The organism is Flavobacterium sp. 140616W15 (assembly GCF_003668995.1).
Taxonomy (GTDB): Bacteria; Bacteroidota; Bacteroidia; order Flavobacteriales; family Flavobacteriaceae; genus Flavobacterium.
This window is the reverse complement of the sequence record NZ_CP033068.1, coordinates 1,427,975-1,442,335: the sequence shown is the minus strand read 5'-3', so window position 1 is coordinate 1,442,335 and position 14,361 is coordinate 1,427,975. Positions and strand designations below refer to the sequence as shown.

General features: G+C 34.3%; 8 protein-coding genes. 3 read left to right on the top strand and 5 right to left on the bottom strand.

The window, feature by feature from the left end; all coding sequences use genetic code 11:
* Positions 1-306: 306 nt before the first annotated feature.
* The 5 genes from EAG11_RS06180 to EAG11_RS06165 form a co-directional block, all read right to left on the bottom strand.
* Positions 307-1,074, bottom strand: a complete 768-nt coding sequence (locus tag EAG11_RS06180; protein WP_129538396.1) for a hypothetical protein — start codon at positions 1,072-1,074, stop codon at positions 307-309.
* A gap of 139 nt (positions 1,075-1,213) precedes the next feature.
* Positions 1,214-1,504: a hypothetical protein gene (locus EAG11_RS06175; RefSeq protein WP_129538395.1), complete on the bottom strand. Its 291-nt coding sequence runs from the start codon at positions 1,502-1,504 to the stop codon at positions 1,214-1,216.
* 672 nt (positions 1,505-2,176) lie between these two features.
* Complete coding sequence (locus tag EAG11_RS06170; protein WP_129538394.1) at positions 2,177-6,067, bottom strand: hypothetical protein; 3,891 nt, start codon at positions 6,065-6,067, stop codon at positions 2,177-2,179.
* Between the two features lie 305 nt (positions 6,068-6,372).
* Positions 6,373-6,582 (bottom strand): hypothetical protein, encoded by a 210-nt coding sequence (locus tag EAG11_RS22115; protein WP_242499277.1) that lies wholly within the window; start codon positions 6,580-6,582, stop codon positions 6,373-6,375.
* Positions 6,573-8,654, bottom strand: coding sequence for a tail fiber domain-containing protein (locus tag EAG11_RS06165; protein ID WP_242499276.1), 2,082 nt, complete (start codon positions 8,652-8,654; stop codon positions 6,573-6,575). The genes EAG11_RS22115 and EAG11_RS06165 overlap by 10 nt, the downstream gene beginning before the upstream one ends.
* A gap of 764 nt (positions 8,655-9,418) precedes the next feature.
* Between EAG11_RS06165 and EAG11_RS06160 the strand changes: the two genes are divergently transcribed.
* The 3 genes from EAG11_RS06160 to EAG11_RS06150 all read left to right on the top strand — a co-directional run bounded on the left by EAG11_RS06160 (position 9,419) and on the right by EAG11_RS06150 (position 14,111).
* Positions 9,419-10,129, top strand: a complete 711-nt coding sequence (locus tag EAG11_RS06160; protein ID WP_242499275.1) for an MgtC/SapB family protein — start codon at positions 9,419-9,421, stop codon at positions 10,127-10,129.
* Positions 10,130-10,223: 94 nt separating this feature from the next.
* Positions 10,224-12,926 carry a magnesium-translocating P-type ATPase gene (gene mgtA, locus EAG11_RS06155; protein ID WP_129538393.1) on the top strand — a complete coding sequence of 901 codons (2,703 nt, stop codon included), beginning with the start codon at positions 10,224-10,226 and terminating at the stop codon, positions 12,924-12,926.
* Between the two features lie 12 nt (positions 12,927-12,938).
* Entirely contained in the window at positions 12,939-14,111 is a 1,173-nt protein-coding gene (locus EAG11_RS06150; protein WP_129538392.1) for an efflux RND transporter periplasmic adaptor subunit, read from the top strand.
* Positions 14,112-14,361: the final 250 nt, after the last annotated feature.

Below are 14,361 nucleotides of genomic sequence, written 5' to 3'. Positions count from 1 at the left end.
CTATCAATGGTAGTTCTCACTTATGAATTCGCAATAAGTTAATTAATTCTTGGTCAGAGTATATAACAAGTATATTCACCAAATAGATCATCAAAAAATTTAAAATTCTTGTATGCATCAAATGAAAATTGAGACTTAAAAAGAAAAATAGTGATAAATGAAAAAGTTATAATAATAAAAAAAGATATCACTTAAATACACACTCATGTGCATAAAAGTAATATCTCTAATTTTAATCGTATAGTAAGCTAAAGTCTAAAAAAAATAGAAACCTTTTTACTATAAAGCATAAACCTAACAATCCAACTACAATAATTGTTCTATGATTAAATAAGTACCAATACTAGAATTTGTTGGAGCTCCTGCCACAATCGTTTTTCTATTGTTAGGAGGTCCGAATGCTTTTAAACGAACTGTAACAACCGTTTCTGAAGTATCAAAAACTGCTATTGGATTCGTCACTCCACCATCTTCAAATGTTTCTGTAGAAGACTCTACAAACCCCCTTGTTGATAGCACCATTTTATTTGAAGGGGTAGCTACAAAGGAACTCGTTATATAAGTAGCTACACCTCCTCCCCATCCAGAGAATGCGCCAACACCAATCATTCCTGTAACTTTAAAGATATATCCTTTCGGTAAAATTATTTCTGTTTGATCTAAACTAAGCTGTACATTAGAATAATTTAACCCTTCAATAATTCCCCAGCGAATATTTTTGGGATTACTATATGTTATATCTTCGGCACCACCTTTATTAATCAAAACATAAGTTCTATTTTCTATCGATTTAGGAGGATTTATGTTTTCCCATAATGCTGTGCGATGTGAATAATAATAAATTCCAGGAATAGTAATTTTTTGAGTTTTTCCATCAAGCAACTGCTGTGTTAAGGCTCGTGTTACATGTACCATTGCTCCATCTTGCTCCTGATTATATAAATAATCCATAGCTTTTAATTCATCCCCAGTTATTTTAGGAAGTAGCAAGCCACAAGCCTTAGTATTATCTAAATGTTTTATTTCCATTGTTGCATTTGGCACTTTGGTATTTATTCCAATTTGTGCATTCATAGTATAGAATGCAACTAACAATAAAAAAACAACTGACTTTTTGCACATAATCTTTTAATTTAATTTATGTGCAAGCTATTGCTAACCATTTAAAATAAAATTATCATATGATAAATAATGAATATACTTTCCATCTATGTTAAGTAACCGTATTAATAAAGAATCTCAATTCAGTTCTCATTTCTGATTTTATTTTAGAGGAATCAAATAATAAGATGTCTTCTATTTTTTCTAACTTTGATTTAATATCTTGATTTAATGTAGAAACTATCAATGGTACTCCTCTCTTGTATATCCGTAATAAATCAATTAATTCTTGGTCTGAGTATACAACAAATAACATAAAAGTATATTCATCTAATACATCATCAAAATTTTTAAAATTCTTGTATACATCGAATGAAAAATGATCTTTAAATTCGTATTTCAAAAATCTCGAAAAATAATTTTGACTATCATATATCAATCCTTTTTTTTATTTTCCATAACTGTATTTTTTAATTGCTATTACAATTATATGTCTGTTTTAAGTTTTCCTTTCCAAACATCATTTCCTAAACTCTAACTCTTTTTTCTATAAATTACGTATGCAAAAAATTCAATACCTCCATATTTAATTTTAGGGTTGTGATTAATTATTTTTTTTATCAAATTCTTCTATCTATCTCTGCCTTTATTGTATAACTCTTGAGAGTAAATACAAAAAGGAAGGGGGAAATTTCATTTATTAAATGATTTCTATATTAAAATTCTGAAGATTGGGGTACTTAATAAAATTGTTTCGGCATATAAGGAATAGCGTACGTATATTTACATTTATCAACCATGGCTACAAAATTAATGTAACACAATCAATAACAAGTAATAACATCCTACGCACATCTACTCAAAATAAATGAAAAAGGCTTTTTTATGACCACATTAACACTTCGATTGAGAATAGTTTGACAAACATATTGCTGTTTAGACAACAAGAGCCTACAACAACCTAATAATATCTACTCGCTCTACTAATACACACGAATTATAAACTGATTACTACTTTTACTTTTTGTTTATGAATAAACAAAACACTTTGAAAAATCATTAGGCTTAAAATCATTTAATCAGGCAATTGAGTTATCATTATATAATTACCATTACTGGTATCATTACCCTCTATTAGTGTCTTTCCAACATAATTTCCTGCTTGTCCACGCCCTAGATAAATAGTCCAATCAGTATCATTACCAATTATTGCTATACTCGAGATGTTAATTCCATGATTAGAAATAGTTCCTCCCATTGCAACTTGATTTTTATGAATACGCCCTCCCTGTCCTGGGAAATCAACAAAATAACTATGTACATTTGTTCCTGATGGTGAATCTGGAGCCAATAAAGACAATGCTAGCTCTATTTTGTACTTACCTGGTTTCAATTTTATTTTACTAGTTGGTTCATCAAAGCTCACCTTACTTTTAATAGAACTTGCTAATAATTTAGCTTTCATTACTGATGTTGATCCAATTGAACCTCCTAATATATCCTGATTTGTATTTATTTTAAAAATAGCCGACGGAGCAGGAATTGAAATAGGCAACTTATCTGGATCTACCCAAACAATATCTCCTTGTGCATTAGTAGCCATGGCTAATTTTCCATTCGTTGGTAAAGAGCCATCAGCCCCTTTTTTTATTGTTAATAACTCTGTATCAGTTTTTTTAGCGTTTGTAATATTGTTATTTGCTAAATTAAGTACCTGATTTGCTGTATGATTCCCTAAGTTATCTACTGATGATTTTACCCATTCACTTCCTGTATGATAATATACACCAGGAGTCACATTATTAGGCACAACGCCAGCTGTAGCGGTATTATATACTGTCATCCCGGCCGTTACTGCACTTAGTGGTGCAGCGACATTTGTTGCTGTAAGAGCAACTCTTGGTAACAGCAAGCCTTTATTATTTATGCTACTTGTAACCTCCAAAGCAGCACTTTCATGCGGTGTATTGGTTCCTAATCCTACATTTCCTTTATCATCTACATTAATACGTCTGTTACCATCTCCATCAGCAATGATAATATTATTAGATAATGGGATTGGTGCATCTGTTTTTTTTGCTCTTATATCTACATTTGCACCAATAATTGTATTTGCTTTTCCCTGAGAAATCCCATTAGCTGTTTTATATCCTATGAATGTATTGTTACTAGCCGAAGAATGCCAAGAAAAACTAGCTCCTATCTCAGTTCCAAAAGCACTATTACCATTCCCAGTAATAAAGTTCGTTAGCGATTTATTTCCTATTACTACATTTTCATTTCCTGTAGAATTATTTAATAATGTATTACTTCCAATTCCGATATTTCCAGACCCCAATGTATTTGCCATCAATGTATTTGATCCTACAGCAATATTAAAATTACCTTCTGTATTAGAATAAAGTGCTGCTGCACCTATAGCATTATTTCCTTCACCTGTACTATTTGCTGTTAATGCTAATGTTCCAACTGCCACATTTACCTGCCCTGTAGTGTTTGCCGTAAGGGTTTTTGCTCCAAAAGCAGTATTATAATTATCTGCTGTCACTGATAGTAGTGCTTCACTACCAAAAGCAGTAGAAAGCGGTTTTATTAATCCTGCTTGTATCTTATTTCTTTTAAAAATTAAATCGTTATCATCTGTAGTTCCTATAAAATTTGTACCAGGAATTGTACCTGAGTTTCCCGTTAACTCCCATCCTGAACTTGGTGTTGAGGCATCTGTTACTCTTATCCACTTAAAAACCTCAGCATTCCAATAATAATAACCTGGAGTAACATCGCCAACAGTGGCAGTATTGTAAATCATTAACGAATTAGCAGGTGACGGTATTCTGATAACATCGGTAGTTCCTGTAAGAGGAACTCTAGGCATTAACAAACCTTTTCTAGTATTCGTAACATCCAGTGCAGCCGATGCATCGGGTGTATTCGTTCCTAACCCAACATTTCCTTTATCATCTACATTGATACGTCTGTTACCTGACCCATCCGCTATGATAATGTTATTAGAGAGTGAAGAGGACAAATACTTTATACGTGAACCTATTATCGTATTATTTTTACCACTTACAAATCCTTGATTGGTATAATTATCATTAGAACCAATTATAGTATTAAATCCGTCTGAATTGTCTGTTGTATTAAAATTAGCACCCGCACCACTTCCAATCGCAATATTATAATTTCCCGTTGTGTTTTGACCAAGTGCACCTGATCCCAAAGCCACATTATTAGTCCCTTTTGTAAGGTTATACAATGAATGCATTCCTATAGCCACATTATACGTTCCTTCAGAAAAATTATTGAGGACTCCATACCCCATAGCCGTATTATACTCCCCAACGATACTATTTCCCATTGCTAAATATCCAAAAGCACTATTCCCTTTACCATTTATATTCTTTTGCAATGCTTTGGAGCCTACAGCAGTATTTTCACTACCTGTAGTATTATTTTCCATCGCCGAATAGCCAAAAGCACTATTAGAATTATTGATTGTATTATTTTGCAATGCCCCAAAACCCGTAGCAGTATTAAAATTACCTGAAGTATTTTTTTCAAGAACTTTATTACCTATAGCTGTATTATAATTACCTGCCCATTCATTAATAGGAGGATTAATTAACGAACTCTGCCCAAAAGAAGTGTTTGTAGCTCCTAGCCTACCTGCTTGGGTATTATATCTCTTAAAAATTAAATCGTTATTATCTGTAGTCCCTATGAAATTAGTACCTGGAACCGTACCTGTATTTCCCGTTAAACTCCATCCTGAAAAAGAATCCATTACTCTTACCCATTGGGATCCGTTATGATAATATTGTCCAGGAGTTACGTTGTTTGGAGCTATTCCTGCAGTAGCAGTATTATAAACTATCATTCCTGCTGTCACTGCACTTAAAGGTGCTGTAGCTGTAGCCGATGTAAGGGCAACTCTGGGCAAAAGCACTCCTTTATTAGTACTGTTTATTTCTAATGCTGCCGCTTGATGCGGAGAATTAGTTCCTAATCCTACATTACCAAGTTCATTTACATTAATACGGCGATTGCCTTCGCCATCGGCTATGATAATGTTATTAGAAAATGAAGTATTTGACGGATACCTTATTCGAGAACCTAATATCGTATTATTTTTACCACCATAAAATCCTTGGATTAAATGATTATCATAAGACCCAACTATTGTATTAAATCCATCTGAGTTGTCTCCATTCATAAAGGCAAAACCAGCACCACTACCAATAGCAATATTATAGTTTCCAGCTGTAATCTGACCAAGTGTTAACGCTCCCAAGGCCACATTATGAATCCCTTTCGTAAGTCTAGCTAGTGACGACTTTCCTATTCCTGTATTATAACCTCCATCAGCTAATTTTTCAAGAGCCATGGCTCCAAAAGCGGTGTTACCAGCTCCATTTGTGTTCTTTTGTAACGCGCCGAAACCGACAGCTGTATTATAAATACCTATATTCAGTTCGAGAGCTTTACTTCCTATAGCAGTGTTATTAATACCTATAGAATTCATTAGTGAACTTTTTCCAAAAGAGGTATTCGAATCTCCTAACCTACCGGCTTGTATATTACTTCTTTTAAAAATTAAATCTTTATTGTCTGTAGTACCTATAAAATTAGTACCTGGATCAGTTCCGGAGTTTCCTTTTAATCCCCAGCCTTCCCAATTCGAATCTAGTAACCGTATCCATTTTTTGTTTGCAGTGTTCCAGTAATAATATCCCGGAGTTACATCGTTAGTGGTTGCCGTATTGTAAACTGTTAAAGAATTTGCGGCCGAAGGTATTGTTACGGTATCTGTAGTTCCTGTAAGTGCTACTCGCGATAACAAAACCCCTTTATTAGGGAGTTTAACATCTAAAGCCGATGAGGCATCAGGAGCTTTTGTTCCTATTCCTGTTTGAGCATAGGAATTATATCCGATAAAAGCTAAGAGTATAATATACTTTTTCATAAATTTTAAAAAATAAAACTATACCTTAACTAAAAAAGAAATTAGTTAAGGCATTATGATACAATGGGTGATAATTATAATTTTTTATTGGAGAGTAGTAGTATACTTAATCATACTGGCGCGCAAACATAACCCTATTCTATCAACAAGTAGCGATAAGTACCTACGCACATCTACTCACATAAGAAAGAATCTTTGATTTATGATTTTATTAACGCGCAGTTAAACAGCAATTTACGTAAAACAAAAAAAACTTGCATTAATAAAAAATGAGGAAAGACTTTTTATCATAATATTTCGATCTCTCATCTCTTATTTTCTAACACTTCAATTCTTTGTTTCAATTCTTTATTTTCTGCAGACAATTCTTGCATGGCTTTAATCATTGGTGCAATTAAATCGGTATAACGAACGGAGAGCATCTTATCTGCACTATTGTCTTCCTGCACAATCCCAGCATCCTTGTAGTTTACTGCTTCAAGTGTTTGCTGTAATTCCTGAGCGATTACCCCCATTCTTTTGTTTTTAGTTCATTATTTTTACGGACGTATTCTACGGGATGGAGTTTATTTACAAAATCTAATCCTAATGGTATCGTTTTGATATCTTCTTTTAATCGTCTATCAGACGTTGTTGTAAATGGCACCTGACCTGCTATTGTTGTAATTGCTGCATTTCCTAATTGTATGGTATTGGATGAACTTACCCTTGCCCCATTTCCAATTGTGGTTGTATTGGTAAGATTATCTGAAGCAGTCCCAGAATTATAGCCGATAGCTGTATTTCCAGATCCTGAAACATTATTAAAAAGTGCACTATGTCCCATAGCTACATTATTACTTGATATATTCTTACTAAGTGCAAGCACTCCGTTCGCTACATTATTATTTCCTGTATTATTTACTGCTAGGGCCTGAAAACCAATTGCTGTATTATCACTACCTTTTGTATTATTTTTTAACACCTCTGATCCAATAGCTACATTTTGCGTACCTTCATAATTTAACGATAAACTATTTGAACCTACAGCAACATTGTCATGTCCTGATACTTCCCCAGAAGTATTACCATGAAGACTATTGTACCCAATGGCTGTATTCCAGCGTCCAGAATAGCTCCCTGAAGGAGTACCTTTATACGAATTCACCCCAAGTGAAGTATTATAAGTCTGAAGTGCTAATAGACCAGCAGATACATTCCCTCTTTTAAACACTACATCAGCATTATCTGTAGTCCCTATAAAATTAGTTTCAGAACTTGTACCCGAGTTACCAGATGTGTTCCAGGCATTGTCTGATGATGCCAGAATACTCCATTTAGTGCCATTCCAATAGTAATAACCTGGAGCCACAGTTGTCATTCCAGTTCCATCAGCAGCTGTATTATAAACTAGCAAACCAGCCGCTGGATTGGTAATAGTTGTGTTATCTGTCGTTGATTTTAAGGTAATACGCGGAGGAAGAAAGCCTTTATTTGTGGCACTTAATTCTAATACAGCCGAATTGTCTGGTGCTGGAACATTAATTCCAATACTGGCATTTACTCCCGATCTATTTATATTCACTCCATAAATGCTATTCCCGATGTTCAGTTGGTAACTTCCTGCTGTATTGGTCGGTTTGGTATCTGATCCTAAAAAAATATTTTTATTTCCTGAAGTAAGCATAGTTCCCGCATTGCTCCCCACACCTACATTATCGTCAGATATATAGGCACCAGTCGCTTTTAGATTTAACAATGCTCTATTTCCTATTGCTGTATTAGTGTTTCCATTGGTATTATCAAATAACGCATTATATCCAATAGCCGTATTGTTATAGCCACTAATAATATTGTATCCAGCGTCACTTCCAATAGCGGTATTGGCAATAGCTTCAACTCCACTATACAATGAATTATACCCAACACTGGTATTCATCCGACCTTTTACGATTTTTAAGGAAGAATTACTACCTACTGCTGTATTAGATTCGCCTGAGATTACACTACTTAATGCCAAGCTTCCTATTCCAGTATTGAATGAAGTACTATTTGAATTTAATGCGTAGTACCCTAACGCCGTATTACTATTTCCTGAACTATTCCTATTAAGCGCATTAGAACCAATACCAACATTCCTAATTCCTGCTCTTACATTCTGTAAAGCTTGTTCTCCAAATGAAATATTTGTTTGAGCCAACATCCCTATTTGTACTTTGTTACGTTTAAATATAATATTGTTATCATCTGTAGTTCCTATAAAATCAGTAGCAGGATTGGTTGCTGAATTCCCTTTTAGCCCCCATCCTCCTGAACTTGAATCCATTAAGCGAATCCATTTTGAAGCAGTTGTATTCCAGTAATAATACCCTGGCATAACATCGCCAGCAGTTGCCGTATTATAAACTGTTAAAGAATTTGCAGCTGAGGGTATTGTAGTAACATCTGTAGTGCTTGTAAGTGACACACGCGAAAGTAAAACTCCTTTATTAGGCAGTTTAACATCTAAAGCCGATGACTCATCTGGAGTTTTTGTTCCTATTCCTATTTGAGCATATGAACTATAACCAATAAAGGCAAGAACAAAGAGAAAAATATATTTTTTCATGAACTTAAAATTAAAATCAACAATTTACTCTTCAAAAGAGTAAATCACTGGGGGGATAAAACAATTGTAGCTCTAGTTTGAAAAACAGACAGGTTTATACTATCTCATGACTACAGGGTACAAAACTATCACTATCCTTACAATAAGTAATACTATCAGGCTACGCACATCTACTCAGAATAAATAAAAAGCCTTTATTTGTGAACTCGTTAACACTTAAAAGACGGTAGCATGCTTTTTAGATTTTTCTTCTTACTTTTTAAAAACAAAAAAACCTTTGCTCATTTTTCATGATATAAAGGGCTTTTAAAGATAAAGTAACTCTTAGTTTATTTATCACATTAACTTACAATGTACCAGATTATTAAACACCCAATGTCTTTGATTAAACTTTTTTGACCATCTCCTTTCTAATAAAATTCTAATTTTTTCTAAAACATCTCTAACGGCATTTTCTAGAGAGCCACACTAATTTTGCGCCATGGTTACGAATTACTTGTTTATCAATCAATTCAAACTATTAGGAGTACTATAATCATTAACGCAATTCTCTTATTCCTAAAATAGATAATAATAACGCCAATTAGAATTGGCAAATAGTATTTAGCACATAGAGACATCAAATTATAATTTAAGGTGGTTCTAGAAAATTATATTTTTTTCGCACAGCCTTATGTGATTTTTTTTGAATAAAACATCTTTTAAAGACTATGTGAATTATGGATCTATGTGTTAAATCAATTAAAAAGAAAAGGAGGTTTATTATGATTACAACTTATGAATTCACAACACGTATAGTACTTGCATCACTGCTGGGAGCAGCAATAGGTATTGAACGTCAATGGCGACAAAAAAATGCTGGGCTGCGTACAAATACATTAGTTTCATTAGGATCTACTGCTTTTATACTACTCTCTGTTTCTTTGGGTGATGGTGCAGATCCTAGCAGAGTTGCCGCACAAATTGTCTCAGGAATCGGTTTTCTGGGAGCTGGAGTAATCATGAAAGACGGACTAAGTGTACAGGGATTAAATACAGCAGCAACCATTTGGTGCTCAGCAGCGGTAGGTACACTTGTAGGCATAGGTTTATTTACAGAAGCCATAATCGTAAGTATTGCTGTAATGATTACACATTTACTGCTTCGTCCTGTAGGTTTAAAACTGAACCGTTTGCAATCTATAAAGTCTCTTAATACTCCTACCGATTACCTATTTACTATAAAATGCAAGGCAGAAGTCGAAAACCATCTTCGGGTAATGTTAATGCAAAGTTTAGGCAATGAAGAAACAATATTATTAAAATCATTAACAAGCGATGATGGTGATAATCCATCAATAGCTCTTATAACAGCCGAAATAAAAGCAATTACGCCACAGGATAGTTTAATGGAAAAAGTAGCCAGCCGATTGACCATTGAAGAAAAAGTCATGAAGGTGAGCTGGGAAATTATGGGAACTCAAACTGAACTATAATCCTAACTGTCCACATCGATAAACGCATTAGAAATTGATACTATTTATAATGAGTAATCTGAATTTTTTTTAATCTATACTTAAAACCACTAAAATGAGCGTAAAAGATAAAATAAAGCATCCTTTTTATTCCTTAACCAATAGCAATGGAATGAATGAAGGCACTACAACTAAATTACGTAATGCTTCCAGAAACGACCATAATTTTGTTTATGCAATGTTAGAAAGCTCTGAAATTGGACTTACAAAACTAACCTCTGATGAACGTCTTAAAAAATTTGGTTTGAATGAAGTACAGCACGATAAAGCTCCTTCATGGTTAAGTCAGTTGATTAAAGCATTTATAAACCCATTTATTTTTATACTGCTCGTTATTGCCATAATCTCATTTATTGTTGATATCTGGATGGCTGAACCAGGTGAAAGTGATTATAAGACTGTAATCATGGTAGCCGGAATGGTTCTCTTTAGTGCATTACTACGATTTTTTCAAGAATACAGAAGCAATCAGGCTGCTGAGAAATTGAAAAGTATGGTAAAAACTACCGCTACCGTTTTAAGAAAATTCATTGGCAAAAGAGAAATAGCTATGACAGAGCTAGTTCCCGGAGACATTCTCTTTTTGTCAGCAGGAGATATGATACCAGCAGACTGCCGTATCATGAAATGTAAAGATCTATTTGTGAGTGAATCTATGCTTACTGGTGAAGCACTGCCTGTAGAAAAAAATGCCCTCCCGATACGTGATGCAGATACAAAACAGCCTATAGAGCTCAACAATCTTTGTTTTATGGGAACCAATGTTGTTAGTGGTACTGCCAAGGCAATAGTTGTTGTTACTGGAAATCGCACCTATTTTGGAAGCATTAGCAAAACTATTACAGGAAATAGACCCGAAACCTCTTTTGACATAGGCATAAACAAAGTAAGCTACTTACTTATTCGTTTTATGCTCGTTATGGTTCCTATCATCTTTTTAATCAATGGATTTTTAAAAGGAGACTGGATGCAGGCTCTTTTGTTTGCAATAGCTGTAGCAGTAGGTTTAACTCCCGAAATGCTACCAATGATTGTAACTGCCAATCTTGCTAAGGGTGCAATGAATATGAGTAAACATAAAGTAATCGTAAAACGATTAAACGCTATCCAAAATATTGGTGCGATGGATATTCTTTGTACCGACAAAACTGGTACGCTAACATTAGATAAAATTGTTTTAGAAAAACATTTAAATGCTTACGGTGACGAAGATGATGAAGTATTAAAATGGGCTTATCTCAATAGTTTTCATCAAACAGGATTAAAAAACATACTCGACAAAGCCGTTCTGGAACATATTGAGCTACATGATTATCTAAAAGTAGAAGAACACTTTATGAAAGTAGATGAAATCCCTTTTGATTTTGAACGCAGACGTATGTCGGTTATTCTTAAAATGCGAAACGGGAATCACTTATTAATTTGTAAAGGAGCAGTCGAAGAAATTCTGGATTTGTGCTCTCATAGCTTCGATCCAGGCGAAAACAAAGAGTTACATCTTGAGAATGACAAAATAATACTGATGGATGAGAAAATGCGAAACAAAGTTTTGCAGACCTCCAAAAAAATGAATGAAGAGGGATTAAGAGTATTGTTAGTTGCCATTAGGGAATTTGACGGAAAACATCCGCTTACCTATTCTGTAGATGATGAACTGCAACTTACGCTAACTGGCTTTATTGGTTTTCTTGATCCAGCAAAACCATCGGCACAACCAAGCATAGCAGCGCTTCAGGAATTAGGAGTAACCGTTAAAGTTGTAACAGGTGATAATGAAATCGTCACTAAAAAGATATGCAATGATGTTGGTATTCCTGTAAAAAATATTGTGTTAGGTACCGAGTTGGAATCTATGACAGAAGAAGAACTAACTCAAAGAATAGATGACGTTTCGATTTTTGCGAAGCTAAGTCCTTTACAGAAAGTAAGAGTTGTAAAAGCATTACGAGCAAAAGGACATACTGTTGGCTTTATGGGTGATGGTATCAATGATGCAGCAGCTCTTAAAGAAGCAGATGTAGGTATAAGTGTAGATACTGCCGTAGATATTGCCAAAGAAAGCGCCGATATAATACTATTAGAAAAAGATTTAATGGTGCTGCGTAAAGGAGTTATTTACGGACGAAGAACCTTTGGAAATATCATTAAATACATAAAAATGACAGCCAGCAGTAACTTCGGAAATATGTTTAGTATGCTAGGTGCAAGTGCCTTCCTACCCTTCTTACCAATGCTTCCTGTACAATTATTAACACAAAATCTATTATACGATATATCACAAACAACCATTCCTTGGGACAAAATGGATGAAGATTTCTTAAAGGAACCAAAAAAATGGGATGCTTCTAGCATACAGCGTTTTATGTTTTTTATTGGTCCAATCAGTTCCATTTTTGACTTTGCAACATTTGCTTTGATGTTCTTCTATTTCAAAGCCAATAGTCCAGAGCTGCAATCGTTCTTTCAAACAGGCTGGTTTATAGAAGGTTTACTTTCTCAAACATTAATTATACATATGATACGGACTAAAAAAATTCCATTCATACAAAGTTGGGCTACAGCACCAGTATTGGCATTAACAACAATAATAATGCTTGTAGGTATCGCTATTCCGTTCTCGCCATTAGCACCGATGTTAAAAATGCAACCGCTCCCTTTAAGCTATTTCCCTTGGTTATTTGGAATACTGACTTGCTATTGCTTATTAACACAATATGTTAAGACATGGTTTATTAAAAAATTTAATCAATGGTTATAATATTAAAACAACATGAAACTAAATACTAAAAACAATTACAGATTCGACACACCAAGAATCATCAATCAAAAAAAGCAATACCGAAACCTTTTAGTAACGCTAATTACTGCAACAGCTTTAACAGCTTGCGGTGGTAAAGAAGAAACGACAGATAAACAAAATTACACTTTGCAAAATGATACCATTGTAGTTCCTGCGACATCTACAATTAGTCCGAAATTAAAATTAGAAACGGTTACAAATGAGCCGTTTCAATTAGAATTAATAACAGCAGGTACTGTAAAAGCGATTCCTAACTTTTATGCCGAAATTGCTCCTCCATTTTCTGGAAGAGTTACCAAAGTGTATTTAAAACTAGGGATGAAAACTCAGGTAGGAACACCACTTTTTGAAATGGTCTCACCAGATTTTATTGATGCACAAAAAAACTTCTTTCAGGCAAAATCAACTTTTCAAATCGCTAAACTTTCTCTAAAACGTCAGCAGGATTTAAAAACTAATGGTGTAGGATCTCAAAAAGATCTGGAAGAAGCAGAAACAAACTTTGAAATCAATGAAAAAGAATACCAAAATGCAATTGCAAGCTTAAAAATATTTGGAGTAAATGTAAACAAGCTTGTTTTTGGTCAACCACTTATTATCACCTCTCCTGTTGCTGGAGAAGTAATAACAAATGAAGTCGTATTAGGACAATACATCAAAGAAGATGACTCGCCTAAAGCTATAGTAGCCGATTTAAAAAAGGTATGGATTGCCGGGCAGGTTAAAGAAAAAGACGTTCGTTTTATTAAGAAACTAGATGGTGCCGAGATTCAGCTAGCTTCCTATCCTGATAAAAAAATTACTGGAAAAATTTACCATGTCAATGAAATAGTTGATGAGGATACACGAAGCGTACAAGTCTTAATAGAATGCACTAATGAAGACCATACACTAAAACCGGGTATGTATGTAACTGTAAAATTCATAGACACTCCCGAAAATACACTGTTTGTTCCTGCCAAAGCAGTCTTACAATATAACGACAGCAGTTTTGTACTTGTTCAACTAGAAAAAGGAAAATATGTTAGACGTTATGTAGAAACGGGAATTTCCAGCAACGGAAAAATAGCAATACTATCTGGACTAAAAGCAAATGAAATAATCATAAGCGAAGGGGCTTTTTATCTACTTGAAGCGAAGTAAAAACAAAGAGGTTCTGAGTGGCAAAGGGACAAAGGTTTTTCTCAATATTGTCATTTCGACGAAGGAGAAATCTTCGCGAGAAACTCCATAATCATTGTCGAGCTACTTGATGAGATTTACTACGTCTGTTTGCTATCGCTCGGGTCTCCTTCACCGAAATGACAAACAAAACGAGAAATCAATAATAAAACACTTACTATCAAACAATTACCATCTTTCAAGCTCGCTCTGAACCTTTGAACCTCTGAGC